The 18,067-nt window shown below is 63.4% G+C and carries 23 protein-coding genes and 2 tRNA genes; 5 read left to right on the top strand and 20 right to left on the bottom strand.

Annotated features, from left to right (window positions below):
* Positions 1 to 461 precede the first annotated feature (461 nt).
* Positions 462 to 671, bottom strand: a complete 210-nt coding sequence (locus XI02_RS41760; protein ID WP_194483327.1) for a hypothetical protein — start codon at positions 669 to 671, stop codon at positions 462 to 464.
* A 203-nt stretch (positions 672 to 874) separates the two neighbouring features.
* A complete protein-coding gene (locus XI02_RS41765) occupies positions 875 to 1,528 on the bottom strand; it encodes a hypothetical protein (RefSeq protein ID WP_194483328.1) in 654 nt (217 codons plus the stop codon).
* A gap of 89 nt (positions 1,529 to 1,617) precedes the next feature.
* Here XI02_RS41765 and XI02_RS41770 point away from each other — a divergent pair, with 89 nt between their 5' ends.
* Both XI02_RS41770 and XI02_RS41775 read left to right on the top strand, forming a co-directional pair.
* The gene (locus XI02_RS41770; RefSeq protein ID WP_194483329.1) at positions 1,618 to 1,827 is read left to right on the top strand and encodes a hypothetical protein; all 210 of its coding nucleotides are present in this window, start codon (positions 1,618 to 1,620) and stop codon (positions 1,825 to 1,827) included.
* A gap of 156 nt (positions 1,828 to 1,983) precedes the next feature.
* Positions 1,984 to 2,241, top strand: coding sequence for a hypothetical protein (locus tag XI02_RS41775; RefSeq protein WP_194483330.1), 258 nt, complete (start codon positions 1,984 to 1,986; stop codon positions 2,239 to 2,241).
* A gap of 73 nt (positions 2,242 to 2,314) precedes the next feature.
* Here the strand turns inward: XI02_RS41775 and XI02_RS41780 are convergent, their stop codons facing one another.
* From XI02_RS41780 to XI02_RS41860, 17 genes are all read right to left on the bottom strand, one after another.
* Positions 2,315 to 2,470 (bottom strand): hypothetical protein, encoded by a 156-nt coding sequence (locus tag XI02_RS41780; RefSeq protein ID WP_194483331.1) that lies wholly within the window; start codon positions 2,468 to 2,470, stop codon positions 2,315 to 2,317.
* Complete coding sequence (locus XI02_RS41785) at positions 2,457 to 3,299, bottom strand: hypothetical protein (protein WP_194483332.1); 843 nt, start codon at positions 3,297 to 3,299, stop codon at positions 2,457 to 2,459. The genes XI02_RS41780 and XI02_RS41785 overlap by 14 nt, the downstream gene beginning before the upstream one ends.
* A 189-nt stretch (positions 3,300 to 3,488) precedes the next feature.
* Entirely contained in the window at positions 3,489 to 5,375 is a 1,887-nt protein-coding gene (locus tag XI02_RS41790) for a type IV secretion system DNA-binding domain-containing protein (RefSeq protein WP_194483333.1), read from the bottom strand.
* Positions 5,376 to 5,431: 56 nt separating this feature from the next.
* Positions 5,432 to 5,665, bottom strand: a complete 234-nt coding sequence (locus XI02_RS41795; protein ID WP_194483334.1) for a hypothetical protein — start codon at positions 5,663 to 5,665, stop codon at positions 5,432 to 5,434.
* A 154-nt stretch (positions 5,666 to 5,819) separates the two neighbouring features.
* Positions 5,820 to 7,019 carry an integrase arm-type DNA-binding domain-containing protein gene (locus tag XI02_RS41800; RefSeq protein WP_194483335.1) on the bottom strand — a complete coding sequence of 400 codons (1,200 nt, stop codon included), beginning with the start codon at positions 7,017 to 7,019 and terminating at the stop codon, positions 5,820 to 5,822.
* Between the two features lie 163 nt (positions 7,020 to 7,182).
* Positions 7,183 to 7,258: transfer RNA gene (locus tag XI02_RS41805), tRNA-Phe, on the bottom strand.
* A 139-nt stretch (positions 7,259 to 7,397) separates the two neighbouring features.
* Positions 7,398 to 7,592: a DNA gyrase inhibitor YacG gene (gene yacG / locus XI02_RS41810; protein ID WP_172646582.1), complete on the bottom strand. Its 195-nt coding sequence runs from the start codon at positions 7,590 to 7,592 to the stop codon at positions 7,398 to 7,400.
* Between the two features lie 356 nt (positions 7,593 to 7,948).
* Entirely contained in the window at positions 7,949 to 8,578 is a 630-nt protein-coding gene (locus XI02_RS41815; protein WP_018269043.1) for a Maf-like protein, read from the bottom strand.
* A 198-nt stretch (positions 8,579 to 8,776) separates the two neighbouring features.
* Positions 8,777 to 9,241: a low molecular weight phosphatase family protein gene (locus XI02_RS41820; protein ID WP_016841325.1), complete on the bottom strand. Its 465-nt coding sequence runs from the start codon at positions 9,239 to 9,241 to the stop codon at positions 8,777 to 8,779.
* A 54-nt stretch (positions 9,242 to 9,295) separates the two neighbouring features.
* Positions 9,296 to 9,802, bottom strand: coding sequence for a UPF0262 family protein (locus tag XI02_RS41825; RefSeq protein ID WP_016841326.1), 507 nt, complete (start codon positions 9,800 to 9,802; stop codon positions 9,296 to 9,298).
* Positions 9,799 to 11,094 (bottom strand): histidinol dehydrogenase, encoded by a 1,296-nt coding sequence (gene hisD / locus XI02_RS41830; protein ID WP_172646581.1) that lies wholly within the window; start codon positions 11,092 to 11,094, stop codon positions 9,799 to 9,801. The genes XI02_RS41825 and hisD overlap by 4 nt, the downstream gene beginning before the upstream one ends.
* A 122-nt stretch (positions 11,095 to 11,216) precedes the next feature.
* Positions 11,217 to 11,645 carry a DUF2948 family protein gene (locus XI02_RS41835; RefSeq protein ID WP_016842465.1) on the bottom strand — a complete coding sequence of 143 codons (429 nt, stop codon included), beginning with the start codon at positions 11,643 to 11,645 and terminating at the stop codon, positions 11,217 to 11,219.
* A 234-nt stretch (positions 11,646 to 11,879) separates the two neighbouring features.
* Positions 11,880 to 12,704, bottom strand: a complete 825-nt coding sequence (locus XI02_RS41840; RefSeq protein WP_069280264.1) for an alpha/beta fold hydrolase — start codon at positions 12,702 to 12,704, stop codon at positions 11,880 to 11,882.
* A 126-nt stretch (positions 12,705 to 12,830) separates the two neighbouring features.
* On the bottom strand, positions 12,831 to 13,340 hold the full coding sequence (locus XI02_RS41845; RefSeq protein WP_172646580.1) for a hypothetical protein: 510 nt from the start codon (positions 13,338 to 13,340) through the stop codon (positions 12,831 to 12,833).
* A gap of 171 nt (positions 13,341 to 13,511) precedes the next feature.
* The gene (locus tag XI02_RS41850; RefSeq protein ID WP_172646579.1) at positions 13,512 to 13,820 is read right to left on the bottom strand and encodes a UBP-type zinc finger domain-containing protein; all 309 of its coding nucleotides are present in this window, start codon (positions 13,818 to 13,820) and stop codon (positions 13,512 to 13,514) included.
* Between the two features lie 185 nt (positions 13,821 to 14,005).
* Positions 14,006 to 15,703 carry a cyclic nucleotide-binding domain-containing thioredoxin-disulfide reductase gene (locus XI02_RS41855; RefSeq protein WP_069280267.1) on the bottom strand — a complete coding sequence of 566 codons (1,698 nt, stop codon included), beginning with the start codon at positions 15,701 to 15,703 and terminating at the stop codon, positions 14,006 to 14,008.
* 40 nt (positions 15,704 to 15,743) lie between these two features.
* Positions 15,744 to 15,989 (bottom strand): hypothetical protein, encoded by a 246-nt coding sequence (locus XI02_RS41860; protein ID WP_370142335.1) that lies wholly within the window; start codon positions 15,987 to 15,989, stop codon positions 15,744 to 15,746.
* A 265-nt stretch (positions 15,990 to 16,254) separates the two neighbouring features.
* Between XI02_RS41860 and XI02_RS41865 the strand changes: the two genes are divergently transcribed.
* Positions 16,255 to 16,329, top strand: a tRNA-Thr gene (locus XI02_RS41865).
* 55 nt (positions 16,330 to 16,384) lie between these two features.
* Here XI02_RS41865 and XI02_RS46125 read toward each other — a convergent pair.
* Positions 16,385 to 16,510: a hypothetical protein gene (locus XI02_RS46125; protein ID WP_256438803.1), complete on the bottom strand. Its 126-nt coding sequence runs from the start codon at positions 16,508 to 16,510 to the stop codon at positions 16,385 to 16,387.
* A gap of 202 nt (positions 16,511 to 16,712) precedes the next feature.
* Here XI02_RS46125 and XI02_RS41875 point away from each other — a divergent pair, with 202 nt between their 5' ends.
* Both XI02_RS41875 and XI02_RS41880 read left to right on the top strand, forming a co-directional pair.
* Positions 16,713 to 17,033 (top strand): hypothetical protein, encoded by a 321-nt coding sequence (locus XI02_RS41875; RefSeq protein WP_069280269.1) that lies wholly within the window; start codon positions 16,713 to 16,715, stop codon positions 17,031 to 17,033.
* Between the two features lie 227 nt (positions 17,034 to 17,260).
* Positions 17,261 to 18,007 (top strand): outer membrane protein, encoded by a 747-nt coding sequence (locus XI02_RS41880; RefSeq protein ID WP_172646577.1) that lies wholly within the window; start codon positions 17,261 to 17,263, stop codon positions 18,005 to 18,007.
* Positions 18,008 to 18,067 lie beyond the last annotated feature (60 nt).

The raw sequence follows: 18,067 nt of genomic DNA on the forward strand, positions 1-18,067 counted from the left end.
TGTTGGGGGACAAGCGGACATAGGTGCGCCTACTCTCAGCGGCAGAGTTTATGAGTACGCACCCTAGATCGTAGTGACTTGCCAACTGCGTACGGAATGCGGGCTGCAGCAGGGGTCGCAAGGTGGCTCGCTCGTTCTCTGCACATGGACACATGCCGTCGCCAAATTGGCTGTGACGTGCCCGGTCGTGGCATGCCGGAGCCTGTCGCGTCAGGTCGCGGCTAGTCGTGCCGCGTCAGCGGCGCCGATAAGGAATGCAATGAGCTGCTGCCCTGGGAGTTAATCTGATGCTCGATCTTGACGGTTTTTGAATGTGCATATTCACTAGTTAGCAATCTCCGGACTAAAAAAACCCCGCCGAAGCGGGGCAGTTTGGGAGCGCCAGAGAACCGGGAGCGGCTTGATTGGTTTAGTGGGCTATTGCTTTTGTTGTTCAAGGCCGCAGTTCATCGTACCACGCGCTAGTCGTCGTCCTGGTCCTCGTCTGCGAAGTCGCGGGCGTCCTCGTGGTTGCCCGTATTCACGGCGCGCTCCCATACGCCGAAGGGTGTGCCCCACAAGCTCCGCGTCTGACGCTCCACGACAACCTGTCCGTCGTGATCGCGCTCGGTGCGGATGTTGTGGTTCGGCTGTCCTTCCATGAAGCGGCCGTGTGATCTTCCGAATGCCATGTGATCCTCCTTTGGTTTCGGGAGGATGCCTATTTTGCATACGGGTCAGCAGGATCAATCCAGTACAAAAGGAGACGGGGCACGGTGGTGGACATTGGACACGTCGATCACAAAAAAGTAACCCCGACCGCTTGGAAAAACGGCCGGGGTCGCACGAAACGTCAAGAGGGTTGGAACGCCCTCGGGACCAACATAGGAATCGGCTACACGATGCGCAAGAGCTTTCGCATCTCGTCCTGGCTGCGCTTTTCCGGCTCGATGTAGATGGTCATGTCCTCGGGCCAAAAAAGCATGAGCGGCTTCTGCGCGGGGATCGTGGCGATTGCCAGATAACCCACGAGCTCGCCATTTTCCTTGCGGAGCGGGACGCAGATGCGCTCGTCGAGCAGGTCGGTGTGGTCGATGCCGCCGCCAATCGCTTGCAGCACGCCGGGGTCGAGTTTCAATAGCTTCATGGTCGGGTGCTCCCAATCATCGAATATCAACGGCCGGAGAGCACTTCCCGCAAGCGCCTCCGACCGCCCCTCGCCTTCGGTAGCTTGCGCTTGCCGGGGCTTGGTGGCTGTGCTCGCCGGAGCCGCAAGGAAATGCTTGGCAAGTAGCTTTGCGGCTTCCGTCTGCGAAATTTGCTTACAGTGCGCGACCAGCGCGATAACGTCGCCATGTGGTTTCTTCCCGGTGCCGTAACATGTGAAAGACTCGTCTCCGATGCACAGAGGATCGGGGTCTTTCGTTTCGCACACGGGACACTTATAGCGACGCTCACCGCTTGATGGCGTCTTAACCAGTTTCAGGCCGAGATACTGCGCGGCCTGTTCGATGGTGACGTTCTCCTTCACCTCCGAAAAGATGCTCATGAGCAGTCCTCCTGTTGTCAGAGAGCACTGCAGCCCATTGTACCATCCGCGCGCCACGATAGCATCGCGAGTCAACAACGGAGGTTTCAATGCCGAATTTTGATGTGACGAGACTCAATCCGAGTTTTTCCATCGGGCGGGTGCGTGCGGACGTGACGTACAAAGCGCCAGGCAAGTTCACTGTGTCGCTTTACCAACCCGACGAGGAATTGAGCCATGCGGAGCTGTTGTGCGCGATCAAGGTACTCAAGCGTGCGGAACGGTTTGTTGCCGGGCATGTGCCGAGTGACGGGGGATGATATACTGCAGGGTAGACGATTGAGTGCGGGACGCCCGAGGGCCTACGTCTTACCGACGCATTGCATGCCTTGTCGATCATGCTCTCTAGAGAGAGGCGTGATCGGCTCTGGCGTCCCGCACCTCAATGCACAAACCTGCGGGAGAGGAGCCTGAACATGGAAGGAAGCATTAGCCAACGCGCCCGCAATGCTGTGCGGCGTACTCGCGAAGATCGTCAGCCCGATTACACGGTTCGCGCAAGAAGCGGCCGCGCATGGGCGCAGATCGGTGCGGCCTGGAAGGGCCGCGAGGACGGCAACGTCGTCGTCAGCCTCAAGGTGAACGCGATCCCGGTCGGGTTCGATGGCGTCATCAAGGTCATGATCCCGCTGCCGGACAATGAGCCGCCGACCGACGAACCCGCGAGCGAGTAGATCATTGCAACGGAAAAGCCCGGCGCAAATGCCGGGCTTCTTTATTTGTTTCCGAGGCCGTTGGTGCCCTTACTCATTCCTGAATTGTAGCAGGCTCCCCGGCCTCCTCCTTCTTCGGCCTGCCACGCCTGGGCTTTTCCTTGTCTCCAAGAAGCACCGCGAGCCGCTCCTCGATTTTCTCCTTCTGGATGATGAGGTCCTTGATTTCAGTCAGTCTACTGTCGGGCACCTTTGCCTCCATCTAGGTACAGGGGTTCACACTTCACGCGCTGCCACGGTTCCGTGAGTATGTGACCCGTGGCCCTTGGCTTGTCTTTCGACTTGCCGAAGATCGGGTGTCTTTTGAATAGGAAATGCTTGCGCAGCGAGGGATTGTGCGCGGTCATTTCCTCGAGATAGACCATGACGGATTCCATGCGGATGTTGGTGCGGAACACGAACATCCAGAAGAATTGCTTGCCGAAATTGTGCGTGCGCTGCAGCTCGCCGCTTTCAATGAGCCAGATAATACGCTTGAGTTTCTGAACCGGGGCTGCGCGACTGGCATCCTTGCGCGAGACACCGTTCGAGCCTGTCTCGATCTCTACGCCGCCAATATGACGAGACATACCCGTCGATTTGCTGCGGATCGTGAAGGGCGGCTCATCGGGGGTCATAAACTGCCGCTTGCCGTTCACCTTCTGAAGCTCGTAGCTTTTCGGAAGGTCGTCACGATAGATGAGCTCGAGGTCGCCGTCTTCCTTGATGCCGATTTCGAGAGATAGCATGACCAAATCGCGGGCGATGTCGTGCGCTTCATGGTTGTTGTCGTGCTCGGGTATTTGAAGCTCAATACCCTCGTCGTCGAGGACGGCGTAGCCCTCGTCGCCGAGCTCTGAATAGAGATAGCCAACGAGCCGATCGCCGGGATTGGTGTCCTGGGAATAGCAGAGCTTTAGGACGCGAAGCTCGCGCAGCTTTTTGAATACCCGATTGAGAGCAAGATAGTTGAGGTCGAGCAACATTGCGACATATTCGGGCGTGGCATATCTGCGGCGCGAGTAAATGCGCGCGATCATTTCCCGCCGCGCCGAAGTAAGTCTCGGCCTGATGATGTGGCCGTCCGCATAATGACGGAGAGGTCCGATCTCCGCGCGGCTGTGCGATCGTTGAGTGACTGCTCCCATACACCTGAATTATGCCACGGCGCCCAGCCTGTCTAAGGGCTCGGTGGGGAGCAGCGGGCGAGCGCGGCGGATGTTGGCGTACTATGCGCGCGGAAAATAATCAGGATCATCCTGGGGGTTCGCCTGCTTGGTCGGCGCGATCTTGGGCAAGGACTCGGGCAACGCGCGCAGCGGCGCTGGGAGCGCCTTGGGCTTCTCCTGCACGTCAGGCGCCATCTTCTGCTTCCCATAGCCCCACACCCACCGGGCTTGCTCTTCCGTCATCTGCGGCTCGTCCTGCACGTTGAGCCACGGGATCGTCACGGGCGTGGGCGGGATGATGCCGTCCACACTGCAGATGAAGCGCGCATAGTCGTCGGTCTTGGGGTACTGCGCGAAGAACTCGGGCCTGCAGCCGAAGTCGGCCGTGAGATACGGCAAGTCCCTGCCCTTCGGATTGTAGGCGAATTTCGTCCTGGTGTTCGTGGATATGCTCGACCGCAACGAGTCGGTCATCTCCTCCGCGAACATGTTGTGGAAGGCGACCGTGCAGCCGATATTGTATTCACGGACAAAGCGGAGCAGCTCGGGCGTTTTGTCGCTATCGGCAAACTCTAAAAACTCGTCGCAATAAAACATCACCGGATGCCACTGCGATGGGTGGATCAGCGTGCGCATTTGCGCAGCGTTCAACAGCATGGATATGAAGAGCCTGCCGAGCATCTGCGAAACGAGCTTGTTGTGGTTCATGCCCGTGTTGATGAGCACAATCTTGCGCTTTTGGATGCAGTCGAGCAGGTCGATCTTGCGTTGGCGCTGGTCGAACATGCCGACGAAAGCTGGCATGAGCATGAGCTCGTTGAGGCGCGTGATGATCTCGTCGCGCGTCTGGCCGTAGGATGTCTCGGAAAAGTCACGCACGAAAAATGAGCGCTGTGTATCGGGCAGTCGGCGGATTGCGGCCTGGACGCGCTCGTCTCGCTCGCCTCCTTTCCGAAGTAAGGACTGAATGTCGCTCAACGTACCCTTCATCTCGAACATGACCGCGACGCAATAGCCGAAGCAGTTGGCCTGCTTGGGCGTGAGATTGAATTTGCCGGACGAAAAGATGTATCGGAAGGTTGAGATTGCCTGACTGAACAGAATATCGCGCTCCGCGCTGGTGCGCGCGGTGTTGGCAAACAGGTTGAGCGCCGGATACGGCTTCTCGGCGGCGTCGATCACGACAACGCGGTCTCGCAAACGTCCGTTGTCGGGGTTGAAGTAGTCGAGGCGCGCGAGGCGCTTCACCATGAGGCCCTTGGGGTCCATCACGATAATGCCGGGCGGGTTTCGCTCCGTGAGGTCGTTGAGTATCAATTCCTGCAGGAGGTGTGTCTTCCCTGATCCGGCCGGGCCGGTGATCGACACTCCCTCGTAGCGAACACTGTAGGGAAGCGAGAGCGCACGCTCGGCGTCTTTCTGCATCCTCTCCTCCTGCTCTCTCTCTCCTTGCTCGATCAATGCACGCTCGTGCTCCTCGGCCGCGAGCTCGGCTTCTTCTTTCGCGAGCTTCTGCAATACCTTTTCATCCTCCTGGCGCAGTCGTTGCAGTTCCGCGTCGGCGCGGGCTTCGAGCCACTTTTCCCGAAACTCGCGCAAAGTTTTGTGCATCGCTTTGAGATGGTCGGTTACACGTCCTTTTTCGGCGTTTTGAAAATATGTGAGGAAATCGGGATACGGCGCTTCGTCGCGGGGGTACTTCGTCACGCCATCGAGCGAGTAAATGAACGGGAGGTCGTACCACTCCTCATATGTGGGCGGCTCACGGGGCGTCAGGTCTTTCACTTGCGTCTTCGCCGCCCAGTACAGGCAGCGATCGGAGCAGAAGTATGGGCGCGGCGCGTTCTTCTCATAGGGGATGCGGTCCCCGATGTTGTAGTGCTCGTGCTTGTCGAAAAACTTGAGCTTCTTGCCGCAGAGCGCGCAGTGGTCGTCAAGGATGTTCATGGCTACCCCCAGAAAACCAAAAGGCCCGCGATGCGCGGGCCTGTTTTGCTTTTTCTCTATTCGAGCTCCACATCAGGGACAGGAAGCCCCTGGCGCTTGTAGAAGTCGAGAATGTCCGGGGTGTACCACTGCAAGCGGTCGCCGATCTTCCCAGGCTTGGGAAAACCGAGATGCGCATACGCCTTTTCGGTGTAGTAGCGCGTCGTCTGCGTTCGCTTTTGTGGCCATCCCAGTTTCTCTTGCAGAGCCTTGAACGAGAGATAGAGCGGTAGTCGGATTTTCCTTTCCATTGCCAAACCTTGCGGGGTCGGCCTGCTATGTGACCTTTACAGGCGGGTTGTATTACGCGTTTGCAATCGCGTGCCCTGGTTCCAAACAAGGCGGCAGCATTGTCACTGATTTGCCGTGGAGAGTCGAGTCTCCCCACGGTTCACCATTACGCCCCTATGCCGCTTTGTGCCTGGAATCCTTACGAAATTTGTCTAACAGGTCAGCCCAGTCCTGCATCAGTTCGACCCGTTGTGGGAAATACGCCGATCTGTTGTAGGCCCTGCGCACCTCGTCCTCGTCCTGGTGGGCGAGCGCCGCCTCAATCACGTCGTCGTCAAAACCGCGCTCGTTAAGAATTGTCGATGCCGACGATCTGAAGCCGTGCGCGGTCATCTCCTCCTGGCCGTAGCCCATTCTGCGGAGTGCGCTGTTCATGGCGTTCTCCGAGAGCGGCTTCACGCTCGATCTGATCGACGGAAGCAACAGCCCGTTGCCGGGCGTGAGGTCCCACATGTCGCGGATCACGGCGAGCGCTTGCCGGGAGAGTGGTACGTCAAACGGTCGCCGCATCTTCATGCGCTCGGCCGGAATGCGCCACAGTGCCTTCGGGATGATGAGCTCGGATTTGCGCATGTGCCGAACTTCACCGGGCCGCACCATCGTGAGTGCGAGCAGGAGCAGCGCGGCGCGGAGCGTCGGCCAGCCATCGTATTCGTCGATGGCGAGCATGAGGCCCCCGAGCTTGCGCTCGTCCGTGATCGCGGCGCGGTGCGTGGTGTCCACCTTGAGCAAGGCGCCTTTCAGCGCTGCTGTGGGGTCGAGCGGTGCCCGCAATGTCACGACTGCGTAACGGAAGACGCTGCCGAGTGTCCCGCGTAGCCGGTGCGCCGTGTCCCTGCGGCCGCTTTTCTCGATCCGCTGCAGGAGCTGCAGGAGCTCGGCGGAGGTGATCTCGGCGATGGGACGCTTGGCGAGCGGTCCGGCAAGGTCTTCGAGCAGCCACTTGTTTTTCGAGATCGTCGAGGCTGCAGCGTTCTCGGCATGGAGGCGGTCGAGGTATTCCCGCGCGATGATGCCGAAGGTGTTGGCGGCGTTGAGCTGCGCAGTGATGCGGTCCTGCTCGCGTTTACGGGCCGGGTCCGTGCCGGTCGCGAGCACGGCGCGCGCCTCGTCGCGCTTCGTGCGCGCCTGCGCGATCGTCACCTCGGGGAATGACCCGAGCGAAAGCATCTTCTGCGTCCCGGCGAAGCGGTAGCGGAAGCGCCATAGCTTCGTGCCGTTCGGCTCGACCTGCAGCGCAAGGCCGAGGCCGTCAGCCAGTCGGTACATCTTCTCGGCGGGTTTCGCCGAGGTGATCTGAAAGGTCGTGAGCATGTGAGTAGGCTCCTGGTGTCAAGGAACGTCCTACTCTCGCAGCTACTCGCAATTTTCCGGGCTGTCACAGGTCGCCGTGGTGAACCTTGAGCCCCTAACTCTTTGCGGGAGTTCGGATTTCAGGTCGCCGTGGAGCGTGATGGAGCACGGTGGGCGGAAGTCATGGTGCCCAGGGGCGGGATCGAACCACCGACACTGCGATTTTCAGTCGCATGCTCTACCAACTGAGCTACCTGGGCATACCCGCGGGGCCGAAAGGCCGGAGCGAGCGGGCGGTTTATAGAGAGGTCGGGGCGTCGTGTCCACCCGCCTTCGCCAAAGGCTTCGGCGCGGCGAGCCCGCCCGACACTCTTTCCCCAACTTGTTGGGAAATCTTGGCTATTCCGGGTCCTCTTCGTCGTCCTCGCGGCCGGGAACGACATAGCGGCCGGTCAGCCAGCGGTTGAGGTCGACGTCGCGGCAGCGCGCCGAACAGAACGGGCGGAAGGCCTGCTCGACGGGCTTGCCGCAGATCGGGCAGGCGCGCGGGGTGGCAGAGGGTGTGGCCTTGGGCGTTCGGGCTTGGTCGGTCATGGCTGGGCCGGAGTTTACATCATCTGCCGCATGTTCCGCTGCGCTCCCTCTCTGCTTGCGGGCAGGGCAATCGCACATGCGTCGTCGCCGGCCGCGCAGGTGCCTGGCCTCGTGGCTCGAGACGGCGACCGCGCCCGCAAGCACAGGGCGATAGCCTCGGAGCGAGGGGCGTCTCCGCGATTTCTGGATAATGGAAGAATGCCGCTGAGTTGCCCGACGCGTCAAGTTGCCGTGTCGAAGGCCGCCAGCCGCCGGCTCCTTTGCATGGGGTTGTTTTCGATATTTTGGCAGCGCGCCGGTGGGAGGAGCTATCGCATCCGGCTATCGACGGCCGTCGCCGCGCGAAAGTGGATACCTCACACCGCGACGGAGTTGAGCCAGCCGTGGCGGATCGGAAAGCCCTCGCCGCCGAGCAAGGTCACGGTCTCGTAGAGCGGCAGGCCGACCACATTGGTGTAGGAGCCGACCATCTTGACCACGAACGATCCGGCAATGCCCTGCACCGCGTAGCCGCCGGCTTTGCCGCGCCATTCGCCGGAGCCGATATAGGCCTGGATGTCGTCCTCGCTGAGCCGCTTGAAGCGCACGCGCGTCTCGACCAGGCGCTGACGGAATGCCTCGCGCGGCGTCACCACGCAGATCGCGGTGTAGACGCGGTGATTGCGGCCCGACAGCAGCCGCAGGCACTGCGCGGCCTCGTCGACCAGATTGGCCTTGGGCAGGATGCGACGGCCGACCGCGACCACGGTGTCGGCGGCAATGATGAAGGAGCCGCGCAGGTCGTCGTCAAGATGCACCGATTTCAGCGCGGCGTCGGCCTTGGCGCGCGCCAGGCGGTTGGCGCAGGCGCGCGGCAACTCGCCCCGCCGCGGGGTCTCGTCGACATCGGCCGGGCGCAGCGCATCGGGCTCGATGCCGGCCTGGTTGAGCAGGGCCAGCCGCCGCGGCGAACCGGAAGCAAGAACGAATTTGGGACGGCCTAGCATGCGGGCTTTTGGGCTGAATCGGAGGGACGGACGCGGGCGGAACCTATCGGATGGGGCATGGATGCACAACCTTGGAACCGGTCGCGAATCGCGCCCCCGCCTGGAGACAAGGCCCCATAAGCACAGCTGTTTGTCAGTCTGGCGACAAGCGGCGGTTCTGCGAATCGGAACACGCCGGTCCCCTCGCCTCGCCGTGCCTCACAGGTTTGCCGCGCCAGCCTTGGCAAAGCGGCGGCGGATGCGCAGCAGAAGACCATCGCAGACCTCGCGATAGGCGGCCAGCTTCTGCTCGCGGTTGCCGCTGGTGCCGGTCGGATCCTGCGTCGGCCAGTATTCGACATCGGCGGCGAGCGTGCGGGTGAGATCCAGCGCCTTGTGGTGCGCCTCCGGCGACAGCGTGATGATGAGATCGAAGTTCAGCCCCTCCCAGTCCTCGAGTTCCTCGAAGGTTTGCGGCTTGTGGCTGGAAATGTCCTGGCCGAGTTCGGCCATGACCGAGACGGCGAACGGGTCGAGCTCGCCCTTCTTGACGCCGGCCGAGCGGACATAGAGGCCTTGCGGAAACATCTGCTGCAGCAGGCTTTCGGCCATCGGCGACCGCACGCTGTTCAGGCCGCATGCGAACAGCACGGCCTGGGGGTTGCGCGCGCGCGGCGCTTCCATGCGATCAGGCTTTTTTCGATCGGGGTACGCCCCCGTCAATCACCGCTTCACCGATCATGCGCCTTCACCCTTCCAGTGCAGCACGGTGATCAGCGTGAACAGCCGCCGCGCGGTCTCGAAATCGACGCGCACCTTGCCCTTGAGCCGCTCCTGCAGCGTGCGCGAGCCCTCGTCATGGATGCCACGGCGGCCCATGTCGATCGCCTCGATCTTGTCCGGCGTCGCGGTCCGGATCGCCTGATAGTAGCTGTCGCAGATCATGAAGTAGTCCTTCACGACGCGGCGGAACGGGGTCAACGACAACAGATGCGCGACCACCGGCGCGCCGTCCTCCTTGCGGATATCGAACATCAGCCGGTTGCCGGTGATCGCAATATGCAGGGTGTAGGGCCCCGGCCCGGCAGCGCCCTCGGGCGCGAACAGGTTCTGCTCGATCAGATCGTAGATCGCGATCGCGCGCTCATGCTCGATATCGGGCCCGGAACGGCCGATCGATTCCTCGTCGAGCGTCACCGCGACGATGCGATTGTTGGAATCCTCGTCGTCTGGTGGCTTGTTCATGAGAGGTTGAGGCGCAATCCGACGGAACGTGAATGGGCATCGAGACCCTCGGCCTGGCCGAGCGTCATCGCGGCGGGTCCGAGCGCACGCAACTGATCCGGCCCGCACCGCAGGATCGAGGTTCGCTTCATGAAGTCAAGCACCCCGAGGCCGGACGAGAACCGCGCCGAGCGCGCGGTCGGCAGCACGTGGTTGGAGCCGCCGACATAATCGCCGATCGCCTCCGGGGTATGGGCCCCGAGGAAGATCGCCCCGGCGTTGCGGACCTTGTTCGACAGGCCCTCGGCGTCCGCGGTCATGATCTCCAGATGCTCGGCCGCGATCGCATTGGCGAGTTCGACCGCGTCGTCGAGTTTTGCCACCTTGATCACGGCACCGAAGTCGTTCCACGAGGTGCGGGCGATCTCGGCGCGCGGCAAGGTCGCCAGCTGCGCCTCGACCGCGCGCTCGACGTCGGCGGCGAGCCGTGCACTGTCGGTGATCAGGATCGACTGCGCGCTGACATCATGCTCGGCCTGCGCCAGGAGATCGGCCGCGATCCAGTCGGCATTGCCGGTGTCGTCGGCGACGACCAGCACCTCGGAGGGACCGGCGATCATGTCGATGCCGACCTTGCCGAACACCAGCCGTTTTGCCGCGGCGACATAGGCGTTGCCGGGGCCGACGATCTTGGCGACCGGCGCGATCGTCGCGGTGCCGTAGGCCAGCGCCGCCACCGCCTGGGCGCCGCCGACGCGGTAGATTTCCGAGACGCCGCCGAGATGAGCGGCCACGAGCACCAGCGGGTTGAGCTTGCCGTCCGGCGCCGGCACCACCATCACCACGCGTGGCACGCCGGCGACCTTGGCCGGCACCGCGTTCATCAGCACCGAGGACGGATAGGCCGCGGTGCCGCCGGGCACATAGAGTCCGACCGCATCGACCGCGCTCCAGCGCCAGCCGAGCTCGACGCCGGCGGCATCGGTGAAGCGCTCGTCCTTCGGCAACTGGCGGCGGTGGAAGGTCTCGATCCGGTCGCGCGCGAACCGCAGGGCCTCGACGGTCTTGGGGTCGCAGGCCGCGACCGCGGCATCGATCTCGGCTGCGGTAATGCGCAGGCCGGCCGCGTCGATCTCGAGGCGGTCGAACTTTTTGGTCGCCTCGAGCAGCGCCGCATCGCCGCGGGCCGCCACGTCGTCGACGATCGCGCGGGTGGCGCGCTCGACGTCGGCCGACGCCTCGCGCTTGGCCGCCAGGAAATCGCGGAATCGCTGCTCGAAATCGGCGCTCTGTCGGTCCAGGCGAACGGGCATGACGGCTTTCTTAGGAGGAATTCGGGTCCCTGCTCAATGGCGCGACGGATAATGGCCGTCAACCCTTGGGGGATGTCATTCCGGGGCGGTCCGCAGGACCGAACCCGGAATGACACGCCCAATCAGCCCGGCGCCATCCCAAGGTCGTCTTCCCCGAGATCGGTCAATTCGCACTCCAGGCACTCGACATCGAGCCGCAGCGCCCCGCCATGGCCGAACATCAGGAGCGCGCTGCCGCCCGGCGGGTCGGTGGCATAGAACTCGATCCCGAGCAGTTCCAGGGTGGCTTCCGGGGCCTCCAGGTCGATATTGCGCGACTTGCATGCCAGCACCCGGTCGAACCTCAATGCGGCGATCAGCCGGCGCGAGCAGGTGCCGCCCGACAGGGTCTGCTCCCAGTCCAGCCGGTTCAGGCCGACCACGAGGCGCTTCTCGTCCTGGCGCCAGACGATGTCAGAGGGCTGGACGCGGGCGTCCTGCACATGGGCCGAGATGACCGCGAGGTCATCGGCGTCGAGGGCGATCAGTTTCAGCGGCGCGGGCGGCGACATGACGGTGGTTATAACGCCTCGCGGCCCGGGAGGTACCAGACTTCGAGCCGGAGGAACCGGCTCCGCCCAAACGGCACCTTCGCCGCCCGGCAACCGCATATTGGATCGACGGAGTTCCGACATATCGTCATGGCCGGGACAAGCCCGGGCATGACGAGTTCGTGGACGTCCAGAGCGAACCTCATTCGCCGAGGACGCGTTAGACCGGCGCGGCGGAGAATGCAGCCCCGCGCCTCAGCCCTTGATGAACGCCAGAAGATCCTTGTTGATCGTCTCGGCCTCCGTCGTCGGCATGCCGTGCGGAAAACCCTTGTAGGTCTTCAGCGTGCCGTTCTTCAGGAGCTTGGCCGAGAGCGGCGCGGAGTCGGCGTAGGGCACGATCTGGTCGTCGTCGCCATGCATCACCAGCACCGGCACGTTGATCTTCTTCAGATCCTCGGTGAAGTCGGTTTGCGAGAACGCGACGATGCCGTCGTAATGCGCCTTGGCGCCGCCCATCATGCCCTGCCGCCACCAGTTCTGGATCACGGCTTCCGACGGTTTTGCGCCGGGCCGGTTGTAGCCGTAGAACGGCCCGGCCGGCAGGTCGCGGTAGAATTGCGAGCGGTTGGCGGCGAGCTGGGCCTGCAGGCCGTCGAACACCGACTTCGGCAGGCCGCCGGGATTGTTCGCGGTCTGCACCATCAACGGCGGCACCGCGCTCAGGATCGCCGCCTTTGCTACCCGGCTCTCGCCGTGGCGGGCGATGTAGTGCACCACCTCGCCGCCGCCGGTGGAATGGCCGACATGGACGGCGTCCTTCAGGTCGAGATGCGCGGTGACGGAAGCGAGGTCGTCGGCGTAGTGATCCATGTCATGACCGTCGGCGACCTGGGCGGAGCGGCCGTGGCCGCGGCGGTCGTGGGCGACGACGCGAAAGCCGTGCCCCACGAAGAACAGCATCTGCGCGTCCCAGTCGTCCGACGACAGCGGCCAGCCGTGGCTGAACACGATCGGCTGCCCGGAGCCCCAATCCTTGTAGAAGATCTCGACGCCGTCTTTGGTGGTGATGGTGGGCATTTGATCGCTCCTCTTCTGCCAAATGTATCGGTTCTCGGCGCGTCAGGCATGAGCGCCCGACGCCGCACGATCGTGCATCGTGTTCTATGCCGCGTGTCGCCGCGAAATGATGTCGCGCGCGTCAGATCAGGCGAACGTGACCGGCCTGAACCGGCGCCAGGCGCCGATGATCACCACGGCGAAGAACACCAGCACGATGCCCTGCACCGCCGCAAACACCGGCCCGGACGGCGGGTTCGGCGGCACGGCCGGCGCCAGCGCCTGCAACGCCGGCACCTTGAGGAAGCTCTGGATGACCAGCACGAAGACGTTGAGATAGAACGAGACCATCGCGGTCACGACATAGATCGGACGCCAGGCGCCCTTGAGCTGCATCGCATAGAGCGCAATGCAGGCGATCGCGAGCAGCACCAGCGAAAGCCCGCCGATGATGTGCGACGGCAGCAGCTTCTCGGTCACCAAAGGCGGGATCGCGAAGCCGGTGGCGCTGGTCAGGATCGTGAGCACGAGGAAGATCGCAGTCAGCCCCGGCATCGCGCGCGAGCCGAGCAGCCCGAACATCACGAGCACGCCGGCGACGATTGCAATCAGGCTGATAATGACGTGCACAAGCACCAATGTCGTCACGTGGCGCACTCCCCGTTGAGACCCGCATGCGAGGTTACGATGCGTGACGGAAAATTGCTACATGCTTCGATGGCAGGACGGCCGACATCTCATCTAAAATTTTGCCGGCGCCGGCGATTGCTGAAAATTTTCGCACGTATGTCACACGATGCGGCATCGTGCGCCCTGTGCGAAGCTGTATCAATCATAGCGCGGGATCGGTCCGTTATGCGGCGTCTTGCGCTTCGACAGGTCGAACAGCACCTCGTCGACATAGCACCAGCCCCAGCCTTCCGGCGGATCGTAGCCCTCGATCACGGGGTGGCCGGTGGCGTGGAAATGCGCCGTGGCATGCCGGTTCGGCGAGTCGTCGCAGCAGCCGACATGGCCGCAGGTGCGGCAGATGCGCAAATGCAGCCAGCGGCTGCCGCTCTTCAGGCATTCCTCGCAGCCGAGCGCGCTCGGCGTGACATCCAGGATGCCGGCGATATGGGTGCAGCCTTTTGTCATTGCGACCTCTTTACCTTGTGCGCCTCTTCTTTGCCTTGTGCGCCTCTTCAACCCGTCATCCTGAGGAGCGCGGAACGCGCGTCTCGAAGGATGAATCGGCCACAGATGCCGTCCATCCTTCGAGACGCCGCTTCGCGGCTCCTCAGGATGACGGGAAACGTTTGCGTTTACCTCGTCAATCGTACTTACAGCGTCGGACTGCCCGCGTCGGCGAGATAGCCGTGCAGGGCCGCGACGACCTGCGCGCCCTCGCCGATCGCGCCGCCGACGCGCTTGACCGATCCGGAGCGGACGTCGCCGACCGCGAACACGCCGGGCACCGTGGTCTCGAGCAGCGGCACGGCGCGCGCGCCCTCGCCGGTCTGAACGCCGGTCATCACGAAGCCGCCGCGGTCGACCTGCACCCCACAGCCCTCGAGCCAGCCGGTCGCCGGATCGGCGCCGACAAACAAAAAGAGATTACGGATATCCATGGTGAATTCGTCGGGCGCGAGCCGGCTGCGCCAGCGCACCCGCTGCAGCGTCTCGGCGCCGTCGAGCCCGATCACCTCGGTGTTGAACATCAATTCGATATTCGGCGTCGCCTCGATGCGCTCTATCAAATAGCGCGACATGCTGGCCCCGAGCCCGCCGCCGCGGATCATCATGTTGACCCTGCGGGCATGCGCCGACAGGTACACCGCCGCCTGCCCCGCGGAGTTGCCGCCGCCGACCAGCACGACATCCTGGTTGGCGCAGAGTCGCGCCTCGATCGGCGAGGCCCAGTACCAGACGCCGCGGCCTTCAAAGGCATCGAGATTGTCGATCTCGGGCCGGCGATAGCGCGCCCCGCTGGCGACCACCACGGATTTCGCGCGCAACGTATGCCCGCAGGCGGTGTCGAGCACGAATGCGCCGGACGCTTTCGTGCAGTCGAGCGATTTGATCGAGACCGGGATCAGCATCTCGGCGCCGAATTTCTGCGCCTGGTTGAAGGCTCGCCCGGCCAGCGCCTGGCCGGAGATGCCGGTCGGAAAGCCCAGATAGTTTTCGATGCGCATGCTGGCGCCGGCCTGGCCGCCGAAGGCGCGGGAATCGAACACCGCGACCGACAGGCCTTCCGAGGCCGCATAGACCGCGGTGGCAAGCCCGGCCGGGCCGCTGCCGACCACGGCGACATCGTAGAGTTTTTCATGCGCGCTGTTGCCGATCATGCCGAGCGCCATCGCAAGCGCGATCTCTGACGGATTGCGCAGCACGGTGCCGTTGGGACAGACCACCAGCGGCAGCTCGGCGCGTGTCGGCGAATAGCGCGCGACGAGGTCGGCGGCATCCTTGTCGGTCTCGGGGTCGAGGAAGTGGTGCGGCTGGCCGTTGCGCGCCAGAAAATTCTGCAGCGACGCCATGTTGCCGACCGAGGCTGGCCCGATCAGCACCGGCCCGCCGGCGCCGCCCTGGATCAGGCTGACCCGGCGCAGGATCAGCGCGCGCATGATGCGCTCGCCGAGATCGGCCTCGGCAACCAAAAGCGCGCGCAGCCGGTCGGGCGGCAGCAGCAGCGCCTCGACCACCCCGTCGGCATGGCCGTCGACCAGCGCCGGGCGGCCGGAGAGCTGGCCGATCTCGGCGAGAAACTGCCCCGGTCCCTGGTCGATGATCGGCGCGACATGGCCGAGGCCGTCGCGCTGGGTGATCGACACGCTGCCCGACAGCACCACGAACATGCCGGGACCTGGCTTGCCGGTCTCGAACAGCGCCTCGCCGTCCTGGTATGAGCACGGCTCGCCGAAGCGGCGCATCCGCTCGATCTCGTGCGCGGTCAGGGTCGGAAAGGTCTGCTCATGGCGCGGGAAGGCATAGGCGGTTGCGCTCAGCCGATCGATCGTCGTCTCATCTACAGCCATCTCGGCGACCCGCTTCCTTTAACAATGCGCACGAACCGGGTTAACGGCGCGGCTCGTTTCCGCCGGCGTCATCTACCGAGCCATCGGCTGGTTCGGAAGCCACATCCTCGCGACCGCGCGCCTGCGATTTCCGCCGCTTCAGGTTTTCGCGCAGCGCCAGCTTGAGACGATCCTGTCGTGAATCCTTCACGCGGGCTCCGGCCTGCCCGCCGGCTCTGTCCTGATCGCCTGTCATTGCAAAACTCTCGAACCGCCACCGCCCTGCGCGCGAGGCGAGCATAGCCAATGGCGGATGCCCGCGCACCCTGCCCGGTCGGCCAGTTGCGGCGATATGATTCGGCGGCGAGCGCGGATCGGGATAGTTTCGGCGCGATCGGGAACCCAATCCGGCCGAAATCGGCCAGATTGGCCGGAATCAACGGCGAGGCGGTCGATTTCTGCCAATTTCAAGGGCGACAGGGGCGCTGTTTCGCTTGCGCCAAAGGGAGGCCTGTGGCAAGAACCGCCCGCTTGGACGGGCCCTTGGGGCCGATTCAATTTTTCCCGGGCATGCTGCCGTAGCTCAGTGGTAGAGCACTCCATTGGTAATGGAGAGGTCGACAGTTCAATCCTGTCTGGCAGCACCAGGATCTTCGCAAACAATGGCAATCGCAGGCACGCGGTGCGCCCGCATGCGCTGGATCAACGCGCCAGCAGCGCGCCCATCCCGCCGATCGTCAGCACGACGTAGAACGCGAACACACTGCCGACCCATTTCCAATCGATCTGATCGTGTTCGGGGCTGAGGCTTTCGATGATGCCGTGCATGATGGTGTCCTTCAGAAGCGTTTTCGAGCGAAGCGGGTACCGGTTCGCGTGGTGAAAACGCGTCAAAACAAGAATCCAGAGCCGCGTTCCGATTCAATCGGAACGAAAAAAGCTCTAAAAGTCGCATGCGCGGTGTATAGCCCGAACCTCGAGCACGTCATGTGACTCACTTCACATTTTGCCATCGCGGAGCGGACCCAGCGTGACCGGCCCAGAACTGAAGAAACTGCGCGAACATCTCGGCGAGGCGCTGGGCCGCGAGCTGACGGCGGCTGACATGGCAAAGCTGTGCGGGCTGTCGGCCGCCGGCGGCGCCGAGAAGCTGCGCCGGTGGGAAGTCACCGGCCCGACCCCGAAGGTTGCCGCCCTGCTGCGCGTGCTGGCGATGGCGAGCGAGCGGTATCCGATCCTGGAGAAGTTCGACGTGTTCGATCGCCACGACGTTCCGGTCAAAGATCGCGCCGCGCGCCGCCAGGCATTCCGCGAGCAGATGCGCGACGACGTGCGCAAGCGACTGGCTTAAGCCGGCGGCTTGGTTAACAGGAAACGCGCGTCGCGCGCACCGTTAAGCCTTGCTTCATTCCACCTTAAGCGTTCGTTAGGCACAACAAAACGTTTCGCCGCAAAGGCTGCGACTTAACGCTCCGAACAGCCTTCCGGTGACTGCATTTTATTCAAATGCGGTCTAACCCATCGCCGTGGATGGCGCCATTCACGCTGCGCCTCATGACTTGTCCGGAGACTGCCCCCATGAAGAAGTTCCTGCTCGCAACCGCCGCCGTCGCGGCGGCCGTCGCCGCCTTTGGCGCGACCGCCGAGGCTGCCGACCTCGGCTCCCGCGGCTACTATCAGAAGGCGCCCGCGCCTGTTTACGCCGCTCCGCTCTACAACTGGACCGGCTTCTATCTCGGTGGCCATCTCGGCGGCGTGTTCTCCCAGAACAACAATTTCAACGGTCTCGCGCTCTCTGACTCCGACGCCCGCTTCATGGGCGGCGTGCAGGGCGGCTACGATTGGCAGCTGTCGCCGATGTGGGTGATCGGCGTCGAAGGCCAGTATTCCTGGGTCGGCGGCCACCAGCTCAACGCGATCTTCCCGGGCGGCTACGTCTACAACAACAACCAGCGCGGCATCGGCTCGATCACCGGCCGCGTCGGCTACACCTGGGGCCCGGGCCTGATCTATGTGAAGGGCGGTTACGCCTATTCCGACAACAACGAAACGGTGACGCTCGGCGGCGCGCCGGTCGGCTTCGCGCTCAGCGACAACCACAGCAACGGCTGGACCATCGGCGGCGGCGCCGAATACATGTTCGCGCCGAACTGGTCGGCCAAGGTCGAGTACCAGTACTACGACTTCGGCGACAGCCGCTTCACCGCGCCGGGCGCGCTGGTGCCGGTCGGCAGCTTCCACAACGACGAGCACACGGTGAAGGCGGGCCTCAACTACCGCTTCAACCTCGGCAACCTCGGCGGCCCCGCCTACGGCCGCTACTGAGAATACTGCCCACAACCGATAGTGGAAAAGGCCGGCGCACGCCGGCCTTTTTGCGTCCGA

It is taken from the genome of Bradyrhizobium sp. CCBAU 21365 (genome assembly GCF_015291305.1).
GTDB lineage: Bacteria > Pseudomonadota > Alphaproteobacteria > Rhizobiales > Xanthobacteraceae > Bradyrhizobium > Bradyrhizobium elkanii.

Coding starts and splice junctions, on each gene's coding strand:
- XI02_RS46125 (WP_256438803.1), bottom strand. CDS start 16,510: ATGCACGGCATCATCGAAAGCCTCAGCCCCGAACACGATCAGATCGAT.
- XI02_RS41815 (WP_018269043.1), bottom strand. CDS start 8,578: ATGCTAGGCCGTCCCAAATTCGTTCTTGCTTCCGGTTCGCCGCGGCGG.
- XI02_RS41850 (WP_172646579.1), bottom strand. CDS start 13,820: ATGACAAAAGGCTGCACCCATATCGCCGGCATCCTGGATGTCACGCCG.
- XI02_RS41790 (WP_194483333.1), bottom strand. CDS start 5,375: ATGAACATCCTTGACGACCACTGCGCGCTCTGCGGCAAGAAGCTCAAG.
- hisD (WP_172646581.1), bottom strand. CDS start 11,094: ATGCCCGTTCGCCTGGACCGACAGAGCGCCGATTTCGAGCAGCGATTC.
- XI02_RS41825 (WP_016841326.1), bottom strand. CDS start 9,802: ATGAACAAGCCACCAGACGACGAGGATTCCAACAATCGCATCGTCGCG.
- XI02_RS41785 (WP_194483332.1), bottom strand. CDS start 3,299: ATGATCGCGCGCATTTACTCGCGCCGCAGATATGCCACGCCCGAATAT.
- XI02_RS41835 (WP_016842465.1), bottom strand. CDS start 11,645: ATGTCGCCGCCCGCGCCGCTGAAACTGATCGCCCTCGACGCCGATGAC.
- XI02_RS41880 (WP_172646577.1), top strand. CDS start 17,261: ATGAAGAAGTTCCTGCTCGCAACCGCCGCCGTCGCGGCGGCCGTCGCC.
- XI02_RS41820 (WP_016841325.1), bottom strand. CDS start 9,241: ATGGAAGCGCCGCGCGCGCGCAACCCCCAGGCCGTGCTGTTCGCATGC.
- XI02_RS41765 (WP_194483328.1), bottom strand. CDS start 1,528: ATGAGCATCTTTTCGGAGGTGAAGGAGAACGTCACCATCGAACAGGCC.
- XI02_RS41800 (WP_194483335.1), bottom strand. CDS start 7,019: ATGCTCACGACCTTTCAGATCACCTCGGCGAAACCCGCCGAGAAGATG.
- XI02_RS41770 (WP_194483329.1), top strand. CDS start 1,618: ATGCCGAATTTTGATGTGACGAGACTCAATCCGAGTTTTTCCATCGGG.
- XI02_RS41840 (WP_069280264.1), bottom strand. CDS start 12,704: ATGCCCACCATCACCACCAAAGACGGCGTCGAGATCTTCTACAAGGAT.
- XI02_RS41855 (WP_069280267.1), bottom strand. CDS start 15,703: ATGGCTGTAGATGAGACGACGATCGATCGGCTGAGCGCAACCGCCTAT.
- XI02_RS41795 (WP_194483334.1), bottom strand. CDS start 5,665: ATGGAAAGGAAAATCCGACTACCGCTCTATCTCTCGTTCAAGGCTCTG.
- yacG (WP_172646582.1), bottom strand. CDS start 7,592: ATGACCGACCAAGCCCGAACGCCCAAGGCCACACCCTCTGCCACCCCG.
- XI02_RS41775 (WP_194483330.1), top strand. CDS start 1,984: ATGGAAGGAAGCATTAGCCAACGCGCCCGCAATGCTGTGCGGCGTACT.
- XI02_RS41760 (WP_194483327.1), bottom strand. CDS start 671: ATGGCATTCGGAAGATCACACGGCCGCTTCATGGAAGGACAGCCGAAC.